General features: G+C 46.9%; 18 protein-coding genes. 4 read left to right on the forward strand and 14 right to left on the reverse strand.

Annotated elements, in window-relative coordinates:
- Window position 1: 1 nt before the first annotated feature.
- From SNR34_RS25310 to SNR34_RS25335, 6 genes are all read right to left on the reverse strand, one after another.
- On the reverse strand, window positions 2-2,740 hold the full coding sequence (locus tag SNR34_RS25310) for an amidohydrolase family protein (protein WP_339274343.1): 2,739 nt from the start codon (window positions 2,738-2,740) through the stop codon (window positions 2-4).
- On the reverse strand, window positions 2,724-5,537 hold the full coding sequence (locus SNR34_RS25315; RefSeq protein ID WP_339274344.1) for a hypothetical protein: 2,814 nt from the start codon (window positions 5,535-5,537) through the stop codon (window positions 2,724-2,726). Before SNR34_RS25315 ends, SNR34_RS25310 begins: the two co-directional genes overlap by 17 nt.
- A gap of 48 nt (window positions 5,538-5,585) precedes the next feature.
- A complete protein-coding gene (locus SNR34_RS25320) occupies window positions 5,586-6,356 on the reverse strand; it encodes a hypothetical protein (RefSeq protein WP_486180463.1) in 771 nt (256 codons plus the stop codon).
- Between the two features lie 258 nt (window positions 6,357-6,614).
- A complete protein-coding gene (gene nagA / locus SNR34_RS25325; RefSeq protein WP_486180464.1) occupies window positions 6,615-7,850 on the reverse strand; it encodes an N-acetylglucosamine-6-phosphate deacetylase in 1,236 nt (411 codons plus the stop codon).
- Window positions 7,847-8,575, reverse strand: a complete 729-nt coding sequence (nagB, locus tag SNR34_RS25330) for a glucosamine-6-phosphate deaminase (RefSeq protein WP_486180465.1) — start codon at window positions 8,573-8,575, stop codon at window positions 7,847-7,849. Before nagB ends, nagA begins: the two co-directional genes overlap by 4 nt.
- A 4-nt stretch (window positions 8,576-8,579) precedes the next feature.
- The gene (locus tag SNR34_RS25335; RefSeq protein ID WP_339274349.1) at window positions 8,580-9,443 is read right to left on the reverse strand and encodes a MurR/RpiR family transcriptional regulator; all 864 of its coding nucleotides are present in this window, start codon (window positions 9,441-9,443) and stop codon (window positions 8,580-8,582) included.
- Window positions 9,444-9,682: 239 nt separating this feature from the next.
- Here SNR34_RS25335 and SNR34_RS25340 point away from each other — a divergent pair, with 239 nt between their 5' ends.
- Window positions 9,683-10,039 (forward strand): hypothetical protein, encoded by a 357-nt coding sequence (locus SNR34_RS25340; protein WP_486180466.1) that lies wholly within the window; start codon window positions 9,683-9,685, stop codon window positions 10,037-10,039.
- A 1,056-nt stretch (window positions 10,040-11,095) separates the two neighbouring features.
- Here SNR34_RS25340 and SNR34_RS25345 read toward each other — a convergent pair.
- Together SNR34_RS25345 and SNR34_RS25350 are read right to left on the reverse strand one after the other, a co-directional pair.
- The gene (locus tag SNR34_RS25345; RefSeq protein ID WP_486180467.1) at window positions 11,096-11,764 is read right to left on the reverse strand and encodes a hypothetical protein; all 669 of its coding nucleotides are present in this window, start codon (window positions 11,762-11,764) and stop codon (window positions 11,096-11,098) included.
- Window positions 11,765-12,041: 277 nt separating this feature from the next.
- Entirely contained in the window at window positions 12,042-12,491 is a 450-nt protein-coding gene (locus SNR34_RS25350) for a VOC family protein (protein WP_486180468.1), read from the reverse strand.
- A gap of 190 nt (window positions 12,492-12,681) precedes the next feature.
- On the opposite strand from SNR34_RS25350, the gene SNR34_RS25355 reads away from it, so the two are divergent.
- Entirely contained in the window at window positions 12,682-13,629 is a 948-nt protein-coding gene (locus SNR34_RS25355) for a helix-turn-helix transcriptional regulator (RefSeq protein WP_343261621.1), read from the forward strand.
- A 244-nt stretch (window positions 13,630-13,873) separates the two neighbouring features.
- Entirely contained in the window at window positions 13,874-14,098 is a 225-nt protein-coding gene (locus SNR34_RS25360; RefSeq protein WP_017692532.1) for a helix-turn-helix domain-containing protein, read from the forward strand.
- Between the two features lie 183 nt (window positions 14,099-14,281).
- Here the strand turns inward: SNR34_RS25360 and SNR34_RS25365 are convergent, their stop codons facing one another.
- From SNR34_RS25365 to SNR34_RS25390, 6 genes are all read right to left on the reverse strand, one after another.
- On the reverse strand, window positions 14,282-15,244 hold the full coding sequence (locus SNR34_RS25365) for a YhcN/YlaJ family sporulation lipoprotein (protein ID WP_339274355.1): 963 nt from the start codon (window positions 15,242-15,244) through the stop codon (window positions 14,282-14,284).
- A gap of 144 nt (window positions 15,245-15,388) precedes the next feature.
- Complete coding sequence (locus SNR34_RS25370; RefSeq protein ID WP_343261622.1) at window positions 15,389-16,432, reverse strand: DUF4340 domain-containing protein; 1,044 nt, start codon at window positions 16,430-16,432, stop codon at window positions 15,389-15,391.
- Window positions 16,429-17,823, reverse strand: a complete 1,395-nt coding sequence (locus tag SNR34_RS25375) for a GldG family protein (RefSeq protein WP_343261623.1) — start codon at window positions 17,821-17,823, stop codon at window positions 16,429-16,431. Before SNR34_RS25375 ends, SNR34_RS25370 begins: the two co-directional genes overlap by 4 nt.
- 4 nt (window positions 17,824-17,827) lie before the next feature.
- Entirely contained in the window at window positions 17,828-18,544 is a 717-nt protein-coding gene (locus SNR34_RS25380; protein ID WP_343261624.1) for an ABC transporter permease subunit, read from the reverse strand.
- The gene (locus tag SNR34_RS25385; RefSeq protein ID WP_236414496.1) at window positions 18,541-19,671 is read right to left on the reverse strand and encodes an ABC transporter ATP-binding protein; all 1,131 of its coding nucleotides are present in this window, start codon (window positions 19,669-19,671) and stop codon (window positions 18,541-18,543) included. Before SNR34_RS25385 ends, SNR34_RS25380 begins: the two co-directional genes overlap by 4 nt.
- Before the next feature lie 379 nt (window positions 19,672-20,050).
- A complete protein-coding gene (locus SNR34_RS25390) occupies window positions 20,051-21,535 on the reverse strand; it encodes a DHA2 family efflux MFS transporter permease subunit (protein WP_343261625.1) in 1,485 nt (494 codons plus the stop codon).
- Between the two features lie 324 nt (window positions 21,536-21,859).
- Here SNR34_RS25390 and SNR34_RS25395 point away from each other — a divergent pair, with 324 nt between their 5' ends.
- Window positions 21,860-22,423, forward strand: coding sequence for a GNAT family N-acetyltransferase (locus tag SNR34_RS25395; protein WP_486180469.1), 564 nt, complete (start codon window positions 21,860-21,862; stop codon window positions 22,421-22,423).
- Window positions 22,424-22,484: the final 61 nt, after the last annotated feature.

Genomic DNA, 22,484 nt, shown 5'->3' on the forward strand with positions numbered 1-22,484 from the left:
TCTAACAATAACTAGGATCATCCAATGCTGCTATTACAGAATCAAGCATTCTGATGTATTCTTCATTACTTACATTGCCGCGAATAAACGATGTATTCACACCAGATTTCCTCAACTTTTCAATCCAACTCAACGCTGCCTCTCTGCCTATACCACGCTCCAGCATACCATAGTACAGATACGCAATTTCGTTACTTACATTCGTATTAAACACCATCGGATCATCAGAATTGATGTTCACCTGAATATTAGATAATTCATGATTCGTAGGTGTTTGCAGTTTAAACAACTGATTACCAAAGATTGAATCAATTTCTCCAATGGCTTCGTTTGAAGAAGGATTAACTTCAATCACGATTCCTTGTCTTGAAATTTTCTCAATGAGGTATTTTTGCATATCCTGTGCCATAACTTCCTCAACCCCTGTTGTATTCATATGGACAGGCTCTCGCATTAAACGCAGATAACCTCTACAGTGATATGCCAGTAACAACTGGTCTTTGTCCCATGTACGGACAGTATGCATTTCACGAACACATTGTGCGGATTGATGTACCATCTTAGTATCATATTGGACACGTTGCATAGCTTTCAATACAGAATCACCGATGTGATTAAACCTTTTCTGGTACACCTCGTACAGGAGCCGAACAGTTAAACCCGTAGTGACTTGAAAAATATCCTCAGCCAGCGCCAGAATCTTCTGTTCGAGATAAATAAATGTTTTCGAATCAAGGTGCGACATTTTACTATAGACCCCCCAGATCCATAACATATTATCCAGGTATTCTCCTCTTGGCAAAATGACTACCTTGTTCTGTTGAACCCAATTGCATATATCCACTCCCAAAGCAATACCGTGACCTATTCGGTCTCCAGAATGAAGTTTGCAATAATCAATCACCTCATCCATCCGTCTCAAGCCTGAATTGATATGTCTAAAATCCTCTCCTGCATGAAATGTGAAAAACAGGCTCTGATCTTTCAGAACATATCCATCCCGATCAATCACTCGAATAGAGTCGTGATCACTGTTCCTCGCTTTTTCAAAAACGGGTGCAAATACCTGAACCGGGGTGCTATTCTCCAAACTAGCGGCATCAAGACCAACAATAAAGTTAGAAAGATATGGGATCCTTTTTCGCAAATTAGTCATCAAATGAATCTGATTTAAATAGGCTTGTTGTATCCTACCATAATATAGATGCCTGATCGTCGTTTCATTGTCACCTTCATAGCTACTCCAACACTTGTCCGTGTCGTCATCTCTTTTCAAAAGATGATATACGATGCCTATTCTAGGAAAGATAGTATTTGTATTACTTCGAATTCCATAGTCTTTTTCCAGTATGTTTTTATACGCTCCGAGAATTCTTACGACCTCTTGCTTAATCCGATGTTCCTGATCATGAATGGGAATACGGATCTCTGCCTTGTTCAAGTATGAATTTTGAAACAACGTTCTAAGCAGATGGGTGTAATAATCATCCTGATTCTTACGTATTCCTCGGGTGGCCCTACTGAAGTAGGGCCTAAAGAAATCCAATCCTTTGATTGAAGTCGATTGTGTAATTTGCTGATAGAATTCGTTTTTAATAGAAATATACTTGAAAAACACTGAAAAAAAGGATTGAAATTGATCAGGTTGATGATAGGCTGTCTTTTTATAAATCATCGCCTTATGCAAAAACAAATTCTCTGCATACGTTTTAATATGGGATGATGATGGAAACACAGAGAACATGATATCATGTCTACGATCTCCATCATCTAAACCAAAGTTCTGTTTCAATTCATCCAATACGGCCAGAAGATCAGAGGCATCATAATCTGCAATGGACTGATCCGTCAATATAGTTATCACAAAGGTGGACTTTTCTGAATCAAGTATTTGGGCAAGCCAACTAACTAGATTGGGAAGATGAGGTACCTGCTCAAGCTCCGATAAATATTTCCCCATAACAAGCCTTAGAATTCGGGCAACCAGAATGTAACAATAGACTTGGCTTGATTCCGCCAAATGGTTTGTTTCAAAACATGTCAGGAAATGCTCAGCCTCCGCGTTATTCATAACTAATTGCCATAAATGAGAGAAATTAAAAGCAGCAGAAGCATGAATGTGATTCTCGGCAACCCCTCGCTGCATCACATCATGTAATGATGCATCTGCGAGGTTAATATGCTGGTAGACTCCGTTCAATTGCTCGGGATCCGTAATTCCATTCATAGAGTAGTGAATTGCGACAAAAAGATCCATCGGCATCAGTCGACTAAGTGTATGAAAGAAATGAACCTTATCCAATTCTTTATACTCAGACCAAAATCGATCATATTTGTTGCTTTCACTTTCATTACGGCCATTTTTCCAGTATTTGAACACAATCTCTCCATCACGGTGTGAAATAAAGGCCTTCGCAAAAGATTCCATGATGCCTAAATAGTGTTTATATATACTTTGATTCCATGCATGATTCGAAGATACAAAAAACGGATAAAATATTTCGAGCATCAGATTGATTTCATCAAGGCTGTCTGGTGAACATTTTAACAAGATATTTCTATGTAAAATATGAGATAATTTCTTTCTTTGCTTTGCAATCACTTGGCCTTCAATTAAACCGGAATTAACGGGCGTAACTTCTGCAAGTTTCAGTACAGGGTTCCCACTCTGCATATAAAATGCCAAGTCTTTAAAGGGGAACAACGCTACATGCAAGAGAAGGTTAATTTTCCTGATCATACTCATCTCCAGATGGTTCTATGTCTTCTAAGGATTGTCCAAGCTGCTCCAATTCTTGGGAGACCCCGTACTTCACCGCTTCTAACGCTTGTTCAAGCTCCTTACGCATAAGCCTCTTTGCTTCCTGATATTGTTGGTCTTGTTGAATCGCAGGATTGGCCTCTTGTAGATAAAAGGAAATCTCTCTGATTAAGTGTGGGTACGGGTACTCCGAGCTTTCTGTAAACAAAACGTCCAGATCAAAAGAAACTTCATTCTTTAACGTCGCTAAAAAATGTGTTGCTTCTACACGACCAAACCATACATAACTATTCTGTGATAATTTTTTTACCTCAGAGAAAATTTCCTTGTAATCATCTATACTTAATTTATCTTTGTGTCGATACTGCGTAATCCTGCCTACTACACCTCTTACTCTTCTATATATTGTGTTCTCTCCATCTCTCACCTCGTTCATAAATGCATCATATCCGCGATAGAATTTCGGAGAAAGACGCAAGCTGTCTATTTCTGAGTTGACTAATTGTGTTGCTAAATACCCCTTTATCTTTTTGTATATTCTTTGCAACAACTGTCCAACCGTTTTACTACTATACTTTTCCCCATCCTTGCTCTGATTGATTTTCTGAAGAGCACGATAATCCTTGTTGGATGTAAAATTTTCTTTAAGACTATCGGTTAACATAATCTTCGACAATGTATTAACAATAATTGTATGGTATACCTCATTATCAATTGAACATAATGGCACCTTTTTTAATTCTTCCACTAATTTTACAATTTGCTCTTCTCCTGAAATAAGCTCGTGAAAGAGCTTCTCAACGAAGTCAAATTGTGATGAAGTAGAGCTGAGTTCTTGCAAAAAATTCAAACTCCGCTTCACGTCCATATTCTCCTCATAATATCCTTTGCTAAACAAATCACTGATCAGGGTTTTATTCTGACGCATTACGTGGACAATGGACATAAATACAATTCGTTCTTTTTCGATGGCCTTTGGAGAAAATGCTTGTTTCGTATAGTAGATATCCTCTTCATTTTGAGCATTTTGAGAGAAAAGTTCATCAAGTAAAAGAAAACCTGACTGCAATTTGCTATGCGCAGTAATGCCCAGTACAACATAATACAAATAATACCCTTGATACCTGTTTATGTTTTGGTCTGATATAGGGACATCTGCCTTATGTTTGCCCATTTCTTCAAAAACTTGTTGCTTCATTGTTTGATATTCAGATTCGGAGTAACGAACATCCTCTAATAAAGAGCGAATTAACTCGCCCAATATTAGAACAGGCAATCTATTATCCGACTGTACTTTCCCATATTCGATAAATGTACTCTGAGCCTGATCTCCCCACCGAAAGATCTGATCCATAAATTCACGTTGTTTGGCCGCCAAATGAGTAGAAGACATAATAATCGTATCGATGAGAGCCTTAACGGACTGAAATAGTTTTTGTTGCTGTTCTGCGGTCGGTAATTGCTGATATTCGGCGCTCGCTTTGAGTTTATTAATTTGATGCACGTGATAATAAACATTCACAAGACCTCTTGGTTTCTTGTCAAAAATAACATAGCTGCTTTTAATAGGACGTTCTACAGATTGTTTACCTTCCGAGAATTGAACTTCATAAGAAAACAGACTGTCGTCCCCCATTAATTGACTTAACTGAGTCATAAATTTCAGATCACCAAATGAAAATAGCGGAATGGTATTGTTATTCCAGTTCACCAACTGATGACGACGAGCAGGAGGAATCAATTTTTTCAAGTATTCATGTGACAAGTTCCATTTTCGTTGTAAAATCGTTGGATTTCGCTCCTCCTCTTCTTGGCTAAGCTCTCGCCCTTCAAGACTTTCTAAACCTCCATCCCTAAAGCGCATGCCAGGACGTAAGTTGCTCTGTTGCAAGTTCTCATCCTGCAACAAGGCTGTAGTCAACGACTCAGCGAATATGTCATAATCACCCGACAGCACGGTAACAATGTTAGGATGGTTAGCGTATTGCAAAATGGATTCAATTAACTCTCTTGTTTTGATTGTCTTGAGATCAATATCATCGATGAAGATAAAGATAAGAATCTCCTCGTCCAATTTAGAGCTACCAAAAGCTTTTTGCGTTTTGATCAGCTCATTCACGAGCATATGTAACTTTCGCTTAAATTCGATATCCGGGATCAGCATTCTGGATGATTTTCTGATATGTGTAGCTAAGTCGGCATAATTTTGTGTTAACAACGTCCTATATTCGCTCTCCGTGTATAAATGATACTCAATTAATTCATTCATCTTGCTTCGCAATGGATTATTCTGTCTATACACACAGTTGTTAAAAAACTCAGATAGTTTCTCCTCCTTATCTTCACGCGTTGTCTTCTTCTCGATCTTGTTGAGTAACTTGTTTACTTTCTGCTCTAATAATCCAATAATCGAGCCCATGATTTTTGTGTTTTGTCCAAAATTATCAGGCTCAATAATAGGTAAAATAACATTCAAATCTCGTCTTACCCTATCATTTAGATAAGCTCTTACCGTATGGATTGCCGAAGATTTTCCCGTTCCCCTTGCTCCGAAAACCCCTATGGTGTTATTAATCTCTCTACTGTATTCAAGTTCAATCTCTGTATCATCACAATTCTCTTTCACTTTGGTCTTCGTTGCGGCTTGCCGAATAGTTTCAATATGCTCAAGCATTAGGTCATATGTGGGCATGATCAAGCCAATTTGATCCTTCAGATTTCTTGCACCGATAAACACCTCTACATCCTGTACCTGCTTCGTTTCATTTGTGGACATCTCTGATTCTCCTCTTCTTCTTTTCTATTTGAAATAATTACCGTAACGCTAGGCTGTAATATCTGGCTTTTTCTTGTCCACGAACAGCTTATGTAACATAATTACGGATGCATTGCTTAGGATCACTTTTTTGGCGTAAAACTCTTTCTCAAAAAAACGTGACAACACCCAAAATACGACGATATGGACAAACAAGAACAACCGAATCACCCAATCGGATGAAACAAAAATCAAAATAGTACCATAAACCATTACAAGCAAACTTGCTAAAAAGAGAGAGCGAATCATAATCATTTTTGATAGTAGAATTTGCAGATTAGTTCGATCTTCTGTTCCTGATAACGAGTTGGCCCACCTGAAATAGATGATCCAATTATTCCTTTTTATACTTTCAGCATCGGTGCTCTCATCTTTAAAGACTTCATTTTTGATGTTGTACCTCTCTACAAGCTCTTTTTCAACTTCCGAAAGAATATGTACATTCTCATCATATACCACTTTATTTTTGGTTTGTTTCCTGAACTTTGCATCTTTAAACTTGATATGCCTCGCTGACCAATGAGATAATAATGAACCAAGAACGTAACAAATGACCAGCAAAAGCAAATACATAATTACGTTGTGTTTAAAAATGAATTGGATTAACGGATAGCTTGGCTGGCTAATCAATGTCGATTGTGACACAATCAGTTGATAAATCCAATTGAAATCCTCGATTCTCAGAAAAAAAATAGTCGTTCCGGTTAATAGAGCTGCCAATACAAATCCTGGAATAAAAATTCCAATAAAGTCATACAAAAAATCCTCTAGCTTTTGCATATCTCACTCTCCGTTTAATATTAATCAATTTCTATTAACAGTCTGCTAAATAAACTTTCATTGATACTTTATTTATCGGAAAATTTAATGTTTTATTTATGGGCCGGACTCGTCATATGTATCAAAAAGAAACAAGTGTTACGGCACATGCCACTTATTGCCGATCAACGCTTGTTCCTCTTTTATTAACTGACATATAGAATCAAACTCTCAGTGTGAATGAATTCATAAAACGACGGATACTAAGCCCAAGGCTCCTCATATTGAGATGCGAGAAAGCCTCTTCCCTTTCACCCAGACGCCCTCGATTTCCAATGCCTCATTCAGCAGCACGATATCTGCCTGTTTGCCCGGCGCGAATGAACCTGTGCGATAATCGATGCCCAGCAGCCGTGCGGGCGTCAGGCTTGCCGCGCGTGAAGCGGCATTCAGGTCAAGGCCGACCTCCTGCACGAGATAGCGGAATCCGCGCACCATGGTCAGGGTGCTGCCGGCCAAGGCCCCGCCTTCTTTCAGGCGGGCCACGCCCTCCTTGACGATGACCGGCAGATCGCCGATTTTGTATTCGCCGTCGTCCAGCCCGGCGGCGGACATCGCATCGGTGATCAGCACGAGCTGATCGGCAGCCTGCTTCAGCTGCGCCAGGACGGAAATCGCCGCCGGGTGCACATGGATGCCGTCGGCGATCACCTCGGCGCTGATGCGCGGATCGCTCAGCACGGCTCCGGCCGCCCCGGGATTGCGGTGATGCAGCGGCGTCATCGCGTTGAAGGTGTGCACCGCATGATGCAGGCCTGCCTGCACGGCGCGCTGCACGTCTTCATACGTGGCGTCCGTGTGCCCCAGAGCCGCCGTAATGTGCCGGCTGCGCAGCCACGAAATGACTTCCAGAGCGCCATCGCGTTCCGGCGCCAAAGTCACCTGGCGAATCAGTCCTGGATATTGCGCTTCCCAGTCCTTCAGCCAGGATACGTTGGGCAGCACGATATGGTCCGGATTTTGCGCGCCCGGCCATTTCGGGCTGAAAAACGGTCCCTCCAGGTGCACGCCTTCCAGCTGTGCGTACGGCATTTCGCCAGAACGATAGCTGTGCACTTCGCTCAGCACCTGATCCAGGCGTTCTTTCGGCGCGGTCATCGTGGTCGCCAGCATCGCCGTCGTACCTTGTGTCGCATGGAACGACGTGATTTTGTCCAGCACCTTCGGACTGGCGTCCATGAAGTCTTCGCCATTGCCGCCGTGCACGTGAATGTCAATGAACCCGGGCACGATTACGCCCTGCTCCGGCACGGGCAGGGTGACCGCATCGCGGCGGATCGACGCCGGAAGCCCTTCGGGCCGTCCGGCATAAAGGATTGTGCTATCGGTCCAGGCGAGGAGGCCGTCCTCCGCCAGACCGTCTGGCAGCACCATTTTGCCGCGCAGAAGGTAAATGGGGCTGCCGCTCTCTTTTCCGTATGCTGTTCCTTGGGCTTGTGCTCGTGTGTCACTCATTTAACCAACCTCCCCGCTGCGCTATCCAGCAGCACCACCACGTTCGGATGGCATTGCAGCAAAGAAGCCGGGCACGCCGTCGTGATCGGTCCCATGAACGCCTCGCGGATGATGTCCGCCTTTTCCTCGCCGCGCGCGATCAGCAAAATCTGCTTCGCCTTCAGAATGCTGCCGACACCCATCGTAATGGCCTGCCTTGGTACCTCATCGATATGATCGAAGAAGCGGGCGTTGGCTTGACGCGTTTCTTCTTTCAAATCCACGACATGGGTGCGGCCTGTCAATGCGCTGCCCGGTTCGTTGAAGCCGATATGCCCGTTATGCCCGATGCCCAGCAACTGCAGATCGACTGGACCGCGCTCTTCGAGCATTTGCTCATACGCCTGGCATTCCTCGTCCAGATCGGCGGCACTGCCGTTCGGCACATGCGTCCGCTCTGCATCGATGTCGATATGATGGAATAACTGCTCGTTCATGAAATGACGGTAACTCTCCGGATGATTTTTCGGGAGCCCGACATATTCGTCCAAATTGAAGGAGGACGCCTGGGCGAAGCTCACCAGCCCTTTCTCGTACAGAGCGATCAAATGTTTATAAATGCCGACCGGTGAGCTACCTGTAGCCAGTCCCAGCACGGCTCGCGGCTTCGTTTGCAGCAGGCTCGCGATCAGTCCGGCCCCGGTAGCGTTCAAATCTTCTTCATGCTCAAAAATGCGAATGTTCATGTCGTCAGGCACCTCCGTTGTGATGAACTCGATAAGACTGCACGTTGTGATACGATTGCTCCAGCTTGGGAATGAAACGGTCGAAATCCGCGCTGACCATGCCGGTGAACAAAATGTCGATGACATGCAGCAGCGCGATGCGGGAAGCCATGTCTCCACGCCGCATGCCTTCTTCCAGCGATGAAGTGAACAGCGGAATGTCGGCCTCATTGGCCAGCTTGTTGCTCCCGTAGGACGTCAGCGAAATCGTCGCCGCACCCGCCTGCCGTGCGCAATGCAGAGCATCGATCGTCTCCGGCGTTTCGCCCGAATACGATACGGCCATCGCCACATCACCCTCGGTCAGCGAAGACGCGGACGTAATCTGCATATGGGAATCCGAGAAGGCCGTGCAGCTTTTGCCGATACGGACCAGCTTCTGATAAAAGTCCTGCGTCACGATCGACGAGGTGGCCACCCCGTATAAGTCGATACGCCGGGCGTTGCAAAGCAGCCGAATGGCCTGCTCCACCCTGCCCAGGTCAAGCAGCCTAGTGGTGTCCGAGATGGAAGCCAAATGGTTCGCCTCGATGGCGGCCACGATTTTGGACAACGGGTTGCCTGCCACGATATCCTGATACGCCGACTCCTGGGCAGGCTGGGATATTTCGGCGGCCAGCTTCATTTTGAAGTCGGGGAAACCTTTGAAGTGAAAGGATTTGCAGAACCGGGTAACGGTCGCCGGACTCGTTCCACTCTTCTGAGCCAGCTGATTAATCGTCCAGCCCGGAACGTCGGAGGGAGAGGCGAGAATAACCTCGGCAATACGCCGCTCTTGCGACGGCAAGCTGTCCAGTTCCTGTCGTAATGCATGCAATATGGCTGCCATATGAATTCCTCTTTTGAAAATTATTTTTATTATATATTTCGTATGTCAGAAAATTATTTTCATTCGTTAATTTCATTGTAAACATTCACACGAGGCAAATCAAGAAGCTTACACTGCTTTAGAGATAAAAATTTAGAGATGTGGATTGATCCAAGTAAGGCCAGCTTGATGGAAGAAGCTGCGTGTTTTATAGTGGAAAACAAAGAGACGGGTTCATTCCCGATATGGAGGAACTGCGCATGAACGGGCGACAACGCCAAAAGATCATTCCGTCCCTATGGATCATTGTGGAGGTACGATCCGGGGAACATCCTTTCTTTTCGCTGTACGCGGTGGATTGGAAACGTGGCGGCCGCTTGAGTTGGGAGGGCTGGGAGCGTCTGGAGGAACTGCTTCAGTTCCATGTGCCGATTCGGCGCAAAGTTGGAAGCACACGAACGACGACGGAGCCTTGCGCCAAAATAGCCAAAAAAGCGCGGCATCTTCGGTTAAACGAAGCAAGCCACGCAGAATTGGAGCGGTTGTTTTATCGGAAGTTTTCACGTAAAGCTTGGAAAGCATTTGTGAGGATGCATCAGGCAGATGGATGGCTATGATATCGGTAATTTGAGTTTCTGCATCTCATTCGTAATGTGGTTACGCACCAGATATGATCGGACAATTATGTACTCTCAATAAGAGAGTGAATTTCTTTCATTAAAATCTAACGACGAACAGGATGATTATATTATGCTTTGTTGCTATAAGAACACCATCACGCTCAGCCTGTAGATGCTTGTCCCCTTGGAACCTCTGCAGGCTGGGTCTTTCCCAAGGGAGCGTGATGATAATGAAACAGTACAAAACAAATCGAAATCAAGCTTACATCCGGCACCAAAGACAACGTGTGATCCAGCGCAAGATGAGGATCGCTCAATTACGAGGCTGGGCCTATAAGTATAAGGGCATGTTTGCCAAAGGCAAAGTCCACTGCTCATGCTGGTGGTGCACCCGCAAAACATCCCGGCTTGGTTACTCCAGGTCAGATCTGGCGAAGATTTGCCGCTGTGAAGAACAGGTACTTGTATGGGCTGATTAACAGACAAAGAAGAGGACATTATCCTTCAACCATGAGCTTCAAGAGTTGGTTAATTTCCATAATAGACAATGAAGGGCATGATCTTATTCTTGTTTTCGCACCTTCCCCTGGAGCTCCGGGGGATTCAACCAGCTATATACAAAGGAAGGTGTAAATTTGAACAAAAAGATAATCTGGGGTCTGCTAGTCCTGGTTATTGCTATTGCAGCCTTTATTATTGCCCGTACACAAAGCGAGACATTCCAGACGGTCTATAATATCTCGGCGATCGTGGTTATTATTCTGATTTCCCTTCTATTTTTCAGAAAAAAAACGTAGGAGAGCTTGCGTGAACTACCCTCCACCTACGCTAAACGCTTAGAGGTCGGGGCTTCTAAGTTAAATGTTTCGAGTGCCTCATTGCGAGTTTCAAAAACCAGATTATTCCAAATGATGCCTCGGTCATAAAGACCAGGGCATTTTGTATGCCTGCAGTGAAGGAACTATGCGAATGTACATATTCTTCTGTGCACTCTTCTTACCGTTATGGATTAATGAACGAATGGTTTAGTTAAACAAAGCTTTTCCAATGGGGTTATGGCTTGTTCCCCGCACCAGCTACAACTGAATAAATCCCCTGTTTGTCATGCTTCAGTATAACGATAAAGGTGCCTGGATTAAATTCAGGATCATCTTGTTGCATATCATAAAAACTCTTTAAACGTTTTGCTAGCAACTTACTCTCGTACTGGATAACATCCCGATTCTCATCGGCCTTATATTCTTTGATTTTTACAGCATCACTTGGAAGTACCGAAGCGGCTTCAAGTAAAGCTTCCTTTTTTGAAAGCCTTGGACTATCCGTTGATTCAAACTGCAAAGTCACATTGAAAGCTGTTTTGTTCTTGGTTACTTCATCTTCCGAATATAAAACCAGAAGCTTATCATTTTGATAAGTGCTGATCGCTGCATCCTCTCCCCTTTCATCTGCTCCGCGAAGTTGTTCAATAGCCTTCTTCGTATCACCAAGCCCTCCATCTTTCGTAATTAAAGGCTCAATTGTTGGACTTTCGCTTACTAAGGTGTTGCTATTTTCTTTATTTATTCTATTTTGTTCCGCAGCCGGTTCAGTCACAGGGCTTGTAGCCTCTTTTACTACCTCATTGGTGTTTACATTTTCATAGCCCGATTCACTACAACCTATTAATGCTACAGACAAAGAAATACATCCGGCCATTATAATTAGTCTCTCACTATTACGCACACTCAATCCTCCATGTATGTATATGGTTAATCCTAGCACAAGGGGTTAATTACCGCGATATGGAAAGACCGCCTTTAACTCAGCCGATCTCCTTCCTATGGTTACATCCCTGACTTTAGAAGAAATTGAGGAAATTTTAGCTGGATGGAAAGTAAAAAGCAAACAACTCCCTGAGAGTATCACTTTTGTCCAGAACGACTTATAATTCTTCCTGTTAGTAAATATATTAAAGGGTTTACGTCGATAAGTCGACAAAAACCCTTATACATCAGTGCTTTTATGCCTTTGCCAATCTCTTATCATACATCAATTGCATATACACCCCGAACGGATCGCGCACAATACCGTATGCCTCGCTAAACACGATCGGACCAAGCGGCGTGATCACTTCGGTTCGTGGGTCCCCGACCAACGAGTGGTATATCCGTTCGATCTCCTGTTTGTCCACCGATTGGATGCAAAGCGACGTGTTATTGCCCACAATGTAGTCCAGTTTCGGCACCATCGATTCTTCCGCCAGCATGATTTTGTGCACCCCGACTTCCAGGATGGAATGAGATATCCATTGCTCCCGTCCCGGTTCAATCACCATCGCCGGGTCCATTTTCTTCATATCCTCGTACGTGACCTTAAATACAACGTTGGCCTGCAAATGCTCGGTATAAAACGCAATGGCTTCCGCCCCTCTTCCATTCATCGACAAAAACGTAACCACTTCATAACTCATTCCATTCGCCTCCTGATTATTTTGCTGTGTTCCATTGAACAATGTATACTATACAATTCAAAGGTTTCAGAAATGGATACCATTGGCGGGCATCATAGAAATAACTTCAACCAATGCACGTTCCCGGCAAAAATCAAGCGCGACGCAGCCTTCACAATAAACCAACCGCTGCACTGGAGGACCCTTTACAATGATGAAAAAATACGAATCCCTCTATAAAATGATGAACTACGTATACAAAAAGGATCGCTTTACGCTTCAGGAGCTGCGGCAAGAGTTCGGCATTTCCAAAAGCACCGCGCTTCGTTACATCAAAGCGTTGGAAGACATCGGCGTACCTTTGTATTCCGAGATGGGCCGATATGGCGGCTATCGCATACTCGATACGTACAAAGTGCCTCCCGTGACCTTTACGCCTCAGGAAACCTATGCGCTGTTTTTTGCGTTAAAGGGAATTGAACTCTTGGGCTCCATGCCCTTTCGCGCCGAATACGGCACGATCCGCTCCAAATTTCTGGAGACTGTATCGCCGAAAATCCAAAACACGTTAGCGCTTATTCAAACCCGCGTTTCCTTTGGAACGGTCAAAATGACAGACAACGCCCCCTTGCTGGAAGACCTTCTTCAGGCGGTCATGGAGCCAGCCATTATTCGTATCGTTTACCAATCCCCGAACAAGCAAACGGAACGACGTGTTCAGCCGATCGGCATTTATGCCAATCACGGCCATTGGTACTGTCCGTCCTATGATCTGGATCAAGGGGAGTACAGAGTTTTTCGCTGCGACAGGATTGTAAACGTCACAGTACTGGACGACGAACAGCCCTTGGATCTGATCAAAGAAATGGATTTGGACAATCGCTTTCAACTGGTTAACCAAAGCAAACAAGCCATTGAGTATGCAATTGAAATTACCGCTGAGGGTCTAGCCATTTTCGAACGGCACCACTACCCCAACATGTCCCTTTCCGAAAAAGACGGACATTTTTGCATTACCGGTTGGATTGAACCGGCGGAGAGGCATTTCTTGCTGCAGTACTGTCACCGGTTCGGAACGACTTTGCTGGATATACAGCCTCCAACCTTAAAACAGGACTTCGTCAAACAACTGCAAGAATTAGCCTTCCGGCTACATTGAGCGGCATAATAGCAACGCTGTTTTCAAGCCCGAAACAGGCATGAGCACCCGTATGTAATCTGTTGATCCGCCTTCGTTGTACCCTAAATCATGACGTCAATCTTATTAAGAATCTTAGGCGCATATTATGCTGCCCATTTTTAAGTTAAAACTGAACCATCGCGCTTGACCTTACATAATATGAGTTGACTGTATCCCCTTAACCTTGTTACACCAACCAAACCCGAGCAAGGAGGGGTGAACATTGAAGGGTATCGATCATAAAAGCAAATTTCTGTTGACCCACCGTGAACGCGAAGTTTTCGAATTGTTGGTTCAGGACAAAACAACTCGCGACATTGCAGGGCAGTTATTCATCAGCGAAAAAACGGTGCGTAACCATATTTCGAATGTGATGCAGAAACTCAATGTTAAGGGTCGTTCGCAAGCCGTCGTTGAGCTGATCAAGCTTGGAGAACTAAAGATCTGACGCGAGCGTACACAGTTGTTAAAAAAGCATGAAAGTCTTTTCCTATTCTTCAACTACGAAAAGAATGGGGAGAGGCTTTTTTGCTTCTTGGACCTTTTCCATTGCTGCCGCTACAATAAAAATATGCCTTTGCGTCCGATGTATTCATCTGCGCAAAGGCATATTTTCCATACTTGCTGCTTCTTACCGAAGATTGTTCATGCGACCGTTGGAACGTTCTGTTACGCCATGATCAAGTACGCCATCACGATGATGATTCATCGCATTCGTCGGGAAGATACGTTCTACCATGCTTGAGAAGGTATCCAGCATGCCGCTGACAGGTTTGCCGTTGCGAAGATCCGTCGAATATTTCTCGGCATGTTCCACGAATTCCGGGTTAGACGACACATAGACATTCTCTACGTTAGGCGCAAACTGCTTGACTCTGGCTGCGATTTTGCCCTTGATTTCGGCAGGCGTATTGTCGTCCGAGCTGTTTACCCGGTTTTCGCGCTTTACGCCATAATCCCCCGTATTTTCGTTGATGGGAATTCTGTCGCTCCCGGTCAATCCGCGCATCATGCCGTACGAACCGGTGCCCATCGTACCGTAAAGTCCGCGATCATTGCTCAGATGGCTGCGATCCGTTGCGGTTCCCGTGTTTAATCCTGGGGTAACCCGGTCAACGCTGTATGGGGACCTCGCTCCCGCACCGTCATTTACGCGAAGTCCTCCCATGTCAGGGGACAAGGTACGGCTGCGCATCGTATCATCCGCGTAGCCGGAATAACTGCGAGCACGGTATGAATTCGTGTTCAACTTGCCCGCGTGACCATCGGTAAGTCGAACAGCAACATATGCATTGCGATCGGTCAACAAAACATTCGCCGATTTCACTTCTTTCATGTCGGCAATGTGTTTGGCCAGCTCGTCGCTCGTCTTCAGGCTGGTCACGTTATGGGCGCGGTAGTTCCGAGCACGGATCCCATCCAGGCCGTTGGTTTCGACGCCATAACGATTGATCCCTCTTGCTTCGTGACGCACGCTTTTCGTTTGCACATTGCCGGCATCCCGGCTGGTGCCGCAACCCGTTAACCCTGCCATAACAAAAATTGCGGTAGACAAAGATAAAGTAATGGCTTTTGCTTTTTTGGCTGCTGGCATTAGCTCATCCTCCAATGTGGGTATTTTGGTCACGAAAATAGGATGCGCCCTAGGCCTTTGCGATATGCTGAAAGGATATGGAACAGCAGGCTGAAAAATATAAAAGCGGCGCATGCACCGGAGTGCAGCACCGCTTTCTGAATTTTAGTTATTTGAAGTAGAAGTGGAAGAAGTGGAATCCGATTTTTGACTGTCCGCTGACGAATCATTTGCCTGTTTCAGCGTTTCAGGGAAGTTTTCCGCTTCTTTAAGTGCATCTGCTTGCAAAGCATACGCCCACTTGCCATCCGTTGTGATCACCCAGATCGTATCGGGCTGCGATTTCTCGACAAGGCCGCGATACACATCTGTAACCGTTGTTCCATTGACCGTTTGTTCAATGGACAATGTGAAACGCGGCACGGTATTTTTCAGTTCCGATGCCTTGCGCACGTCGTCCGCGGTCGCCAAATTTTTGATTTTGCCCAGCAAAGACACGGCATCATCAGCCTTGGCTTCCTTACCGTTCAAAGTCCACGTTCGGTCCGCTGCCCCTGCTTCCGAATTCGTCTTCAACAGCCATGTCGCTGCCTCGCCTTCCCAATCGGCAGACTGTACATTGGCTTCATCCAGGTTAAACGGCGTTGTATCCAACAATTCCCGGCGGGTAAGATCGATGCCGGTCACCGTATCGGTTTGGACGGCAACGACAGGACCGTCGTTAACACGTACATAACGAGCATTATCCGCCGGAAGCTGGCCACCGATGGTCACCGTCAATTGCTTACCGTCTTTCAAACCGATGCCGATCCGGCTTGCACTTTGTCCAAGTCCGTATTTCTCCAGGTCCTGCGGTTGTTCCTCTACGACCATCTCCTGTTCGGCAGCGCTAAGCGAATCCAGCCAGCTGCTTACCGCGTAGCCGTTCAGGGGATAAGATTCGGGTTCCGTCATGGTCCATACCCCTTCTTTAAGCTCAAGCTTGGAGGCTGGGGATGAACTGCTGCCAGACATAGACGCGGAGGCAGCATCCGCCGCCGTTTCCGTGTTTTCACGTTCAATGGACAGCGACTGAATGTCGCCTGCTGCAATGTCCAGCAGCTTTGCTTTCTGTGCTTCTTCTTCCCGAAAGTAATTCTGGTTCGCGGCATAGATCCAGCCAACGATCAGCACCAAAACGACCAATATCGTAGGCATCCATTTCTTCATACGCGTCTGCGCCTCCACCACAACAGCACACCGATCAATACAAAGAACAGCGGGAATCCGACAATAGCGGCAAAGAAAATGATTCTGGCCTGCTCACCGCTAAGGTAAGCGACTTCGTAACCCGGATTCACCCGGGCCCGGATCGTTACGCCATCCTGCTTTTCGCTCAGATAGTTGGCAATGTTTAAAATAAAATCACGGTTGCCGCCGTTGGCGATCTGCGAATCCTGCATAAAGATGGATGAACCCAGAATGACTGCCTTGGGTTTGCCGTCCGTTGTATCTGCTGCATACCCGATTTCGACCGGCCCTTGCACGTCCTGATCCTTGTCATTGGTCGTTTCGTTTTGCAGCAGGCCCTCGATGTTCGTTTCGCCATAACTTTCCACGCTGGAACGCAGCAGCGGCGACAACGTATATTTGTCCTGCCCCTTGCTTGTCAATGCGATGGACAACGACAGCATAGGGTACAGCTTGCTTTCCGAAAGTTTGTCCGTGATGGCATGACTTCCATACTCCGGCACAACCCACAGCGGACCCATGGTGCTCGCTTGTTGATGATCCACCATCACTGCATGTTTATCCACGACGCCATAATCGGCCATTAACGCATCGATGTTCTTCCATGAGGACTTCATATCTTCGCTGAATCCGAGCGATAGCAGCAGTTTGCCGCCATTCTCCAGATATGCCCGAATTTCCTTAAGCTCAGTATCGCTAATGTCTCGCTGCGGTCCAATGATCGCCAGCACATCCGCGTCATCGGGAACTTTTCCGGCCTGATTCAGCTGCAGTTCCTCCGTGGTCACATTGCTCTGCTCGAGCGAGGAACGCAATGTGGAAAGCTGATCCAGTCCAAGCTCTTCATGACCGGAAAGGAAGACCATCTTGTGTTTTTCCGTAGACGTCAGGTTAATTAGCGCTTGGGTAAATTTCTCTTCACCCGTAAACTGGTATGAACCATCCGCGCCGTCTCCAGCTGCCGTAAACAGGCTTCCAATATCGATAACCTTGTATTGATCGCCCCGCTCAAGCACGATGGAGCTGCCGGTGATGCCGTATTTCGAAGCCAGGGCTGGCTCTTGCGAGAGATTGTACTGTTTCACCTTCAGCTTGCTGTTTCGTTTCGCATATTCCTGTACCATGTCGGTGACTTCCCGGTTCAATACCGTATTGTTGGCATTTTCCACGATGAGCACCAATACGTTGACGTCTTCTTTTACGTTTTGGATCGCGCTAAGGGACTGATCGGATAAGGTATATTGTTTGTTTGAAGTCAGATCCAGCTGAAAGCCGCTGAGTGAATTCAAGAACAGGGTTACCAAAACGAATATGCCGATTACAGCGACAGACAGCACGGTGCTGTTGGTGTGACTCAACCATTTTTTCATGTTCTCACCTCCACCGCTTCCGTTCGACGATTTGAATGCTTAACAGCAGAAATACCCCTGTGAGCGTAACGTAATAGAGAACGTCCGGCCCGTTCAACACGCCTTTGGTAAAGCTCTCGAAGCGGCTGGTCAATGCAAACGGCGCGAGCCATTCCTGCAATGCCGAACCCGTGTTGCCCCCGAATGAATCAAGCATCCACAGAACGAGCAAAATAATGAAGCCGGCTACCGCAGACACCATCTGATGCTGGGACAAGGTCGAGGCAAACAGACCGATGGCCATCATGCTTCCCCCCATGAAAATTAATCCCAATGCAGACAGCCACACCGTCGTCAGGTTCAGCGTGCCGAAAAAGGACATGATGAATGGGTAAACCAGACTGCATAGGATCAGTACGAGCAAAATCGCGAGCGAGGCCAAATATTTCCCGAAAATAATCTCGGTTACCCGCGCCGGCGAGGTAAGCAGCAGTTCGTCCGTTCCCTGCCTGAACTCCTCGGCGACAAGCCGCATGGTTAACAGAGGCACCACGAACAGCAGCATCGATAACGTATCGCCAAGAACCAGGCGGTAGTCCACAATGCTCGGCTGGTAATACACAAAGCTGGAATAGAACAAAAGACTCGTTAACAAAACATAAATGGCAAAAGCAAAATACGATGTGGGCGACAAAAAGTACGCCTGCAGCTCTTTATTGCATACCGCCATCATTCTTCTCATCGGGAACCCTCCCCTGTACCGCCGTCGGATTTGGCACCCGGTGGTTGCTCGGTCTCATCGACCGCTGCCGAGGGGTCATCCTTGATATCAGGCCCAGGCCGTTCGGGGTTTTCATCATTTGCGTATGTAAACGCATTCGCTTCCGTTGTTTCAGACCCCTCCCCACCGCTTTCGGTTGTCGTGAGTTTAAGGAAGACCTGTTCCAGACTGAGATTTTCCTTCTTCATTTCCAGGATGGGCAGTCCCGCACCGGATAAAAGGTAGAACAGTTCTTCCCGGAAATCTTCCGGAGATTGCCCGGTCAGCAGCATTTTTACGGTTTCTCCTTCCGCATGGCCATGGCCGGCTGCCGCTCCTGGCTCCCGCACCGTTTCATGCTGTACCTTTTCCCAAGGCTGAAGCACGTTCTTCAGCTCTTCCTCGGTCGCCTTGACCTCAATGGACACCTTGAACCGGTCCTCCATCGATGAACTGAACTGCTGCGGCGATCCATCCATGACGAGTTGGCCCTGATTGATAATCAGCATCCGATTGCAGAGCGTGCTAACCTCAGGCAAAATGTGCGTGCTGAGAAGCACCGTGTGATTCTCGCCCAATTCCCGGATCAGGTCACGGATTTCGATAATTTGGTTCGGATCCAGCCCTGAGGTTGGCTCATCCAGAACGAGCAGGTCCGGTTTGTGAATGATGGCCCCGGCCAAGCCAAGACGCTGCTTGTACCCTTTGGAGAGTCCTCGTACCAATTGTTTTTCCCGATCCTGCAAACCGAGGCGGCTGACCATTTCGCTAACTCTCAGCTTGACCTCTCGTGCCGGCACATCCCTCAGCTTGGCAACAAATTTGAGATAGGTCTGAACCGTCATGTCTGGATACAGGGGCGGCGTTTCCGGCAAATAGCCGATTTTGGAACGAATGCTTCGTCCGTGATCGTGCACGGATATGCCATCGACCATGATGGAGCCTTCCGTGGGATGCAGATACCCGGTGATCATGCGCATCGTTGTCGTTTTTCCGGCACCGTTCGGGCCAAGAAAACCAACAATCTCTCCGCGCTCCATGGTGAAATTCAGTTGATGCACGCCACGGCGTCCATCATAAACTTTGCTGACCTGCTTCACTTCGAGCACATGCTTCATCCTTTCCCGTTAACCGTTAAAATACCCGTGCGCCATCGATTGCTGCAGACGGTGTGCACGGGAAGTCTCCTGTATCTTACGAATTGTATCCTAAACCCAGCTTAGTGCTACTTAAAAGATTGCTTAAAAAAATGTGTCTAAAACGTGAACAAACATCATTTGCTCACTGATGAACAACCAAAAGCTGCCGGAACGGGTTTGCAAGAATCGCATAAAACCGCATGTCCAAAGCCTTCTCGTCAGACCGTTACGCCATATCCTTTCGAGAAATGATGGCGCGCTAAGCATCTTCTCCAGATTCGTTTGCACTTCCCCGCAAAAAAAGGCAGTCCGGAGAAAATACTCCGAACTGCCTTGCTCCGACGATGCCTCAATGGCCCATCATCATGGCTGGATCCACTTGCTCTTCTGTCTGTGTCTCTTCCTTGCGATCCTGTTTTGGCTTACGCAAAATCAGGCTCAGTAGACATCCAAACAGCGCGATGCATGCTGCCAGCAGAAACGTATCGTTGAAGCCGGCAATGATTCCCGACATCATGTCCGAGGGTGCGCTGCCGGTCGTATGAATCTCGGTGCGCGACGTCAGGAACCCCGTTAACCCTGCTACCGCAAACGAAACTACGACTTGCTGGGCTGCCGCCGTAAGCGGAGTCACCCTAGCCACCAAATGACGCGGAGCAGCATTCAGTACATGCGTGTTAAGCGGCATCATCGAGAAGCCCATGCCCAGGCCCATCATAGCCAACGCAACAATAATCAAGGCAAGGCCTGTATCTGCCGTAATCGTCGACAGAATGAAAAGCGCTACCGATATAATTCCGAGACCTGCAAAAGCGAGCGGCCTTGCCCCAACCTTGTCGAACAGTCTTCCGCCAAGCGGCATTCCCACACCGGAAGCCAAAGCTTGCGGCAAGAGGATAAGCCCGGTTTCAAGTGCTGTATACCCTTTGATCTGCTGCAAGTACAACGGAATCAGAAGCATGGACCCGAATAGCGCAACTTGCGCAACCCAAGCCAGAATAATACCGCGCGTGAAGTCCGAGGATCCGAATACCCTGAGCTCCAACAGCGGATTTTGGCGACGAAGCTCCACGATCACGAACAAGATCAAGGCAACGCCGCCAACGATGATGCCCGTTAAGCTGGAAGCGGACGTCCAGTCGGTACCTCCTTCGCTGACACCGTAAGCCAGCATGGAGAACGCGATCGGCGCGAGAATCATGCCGAGCAGGTCTAGACCCGGCGCGCGTCCGCGATCCGTGTCCGGCAAAAATCGAATGCACAGCAGGAAAGCGGCAATGCCGATAGGCAGGTTGATCAGGAAAATCCAGTGCCAGCTCCAGGATTGAATGAACCAACCCGACAATACCGGCCCAAGCGCAGGCGCAAGCAGCATCGGAATGCCGAGCATGCCCATGATTGAACCTCTTTTATCGGGCGGGGCCAGACGAAATACCATCGCCATACCGATCGGTGCAACCATGCCTCCGCCGAGGCCCTGAATCACGCGGAAAACGATCAGTTGTTCGGGCGACTGCGCAATGGAACACAACACCGAGCCCAAGGTAAACATGGCAATCGTGAATAAAAACACCCGCTTGGCTCCGAAACGGTCCGTTAACCACCCCGCCAGCGGAATAACGGCAGACAGGGCCAGCGTATACCCCGTGACGGTCCATTGGATCGTTTGGAGATCCGTTTTGAAGTATTCGACCAGGTTCGGAATGGCAACGTTAACGACTGTGCTATCCAGAATGACCATAATCATGCCGACAATGATGGAGAGAAGCGGCAGGAGGATCGATTTGATCGAAAATGCCTCCGGGTGCTGCCGTGCTTGATTTTGCTGTTCCAATAGTTCACACTCTTTCCGGCCTGCGGGTACATCCCCCGTTCATTGGCCTATAATTTTAAAACATTTGTTTTAAACCTTCGTTTTAGCACTGGTTTAATTCTAATGAAAATACCTTTGCTGTCAAGGTATTTTTATGTAAAAATTTCAGCACTATTATCGCCGGAGAAATTGCGATTATTTTCCATATTACGGGCCAAGGAATCGGAAAAATGCGTTATAATTCATTTTGAGACCACACGTCTTTCAAGAGCCTGCTTTCTTGTCACGAACCGCGTGAAGTATTTTGCAACAAACGATTGATTGGATGGAAGGTGGAGGATCGATATGGAGGAGATTCAAGCACACCTGCGAACGCGGCTGGCATCGCCGGAGGAAGCGGAGACGGTATTATCCCTTTGGTTGGGCTCTGCAAGGTGGCTGAATGCCAAAGGCATAAATCAGTGGCGACCCGAGTATTTCAATCTGAAACAAGTGTTGGACTTCATGGATGACGGCTCTGATGTTTATCTGGCCGAACTTCAAGGCGAAATTGTGGGCACGTATGTGCTGACTTGGTCCGATCCCGTTATATGGCAAGGGCTCGATACCACGGATGCGGGGTACATTCATCGCTTCGCGGTAGAGAGGAATCACCGGGCCAGAGGAATCGGAAGCAGTCTTTTGCAGTCGGCCGAGGCGCAGATCTATCAAAAAGGAAAACGCTATGCCAGGCTGGATTGCATGGCGGACAATCCGAGACTGAACCAGTATTATAGGAGCCACGGGTTCCAATGGGTCAGAAGAATGGAATTGGACAAGAACAACTGGTCCGCCAATTTGTATGAAAAGAGGCCTTCAATGAACTACGATTCCGCTTCTGAACCTGCGCGAAAAGAGGCACCCTTCTGATCTACCGCCGCAAAACCTGCATCGTTGCGTCGGCTGACGTGGAGGAGTTTAATGCCTTTTA

Source organism: Paenibacillus sp. XP01, from assembly GCF_057364885.1.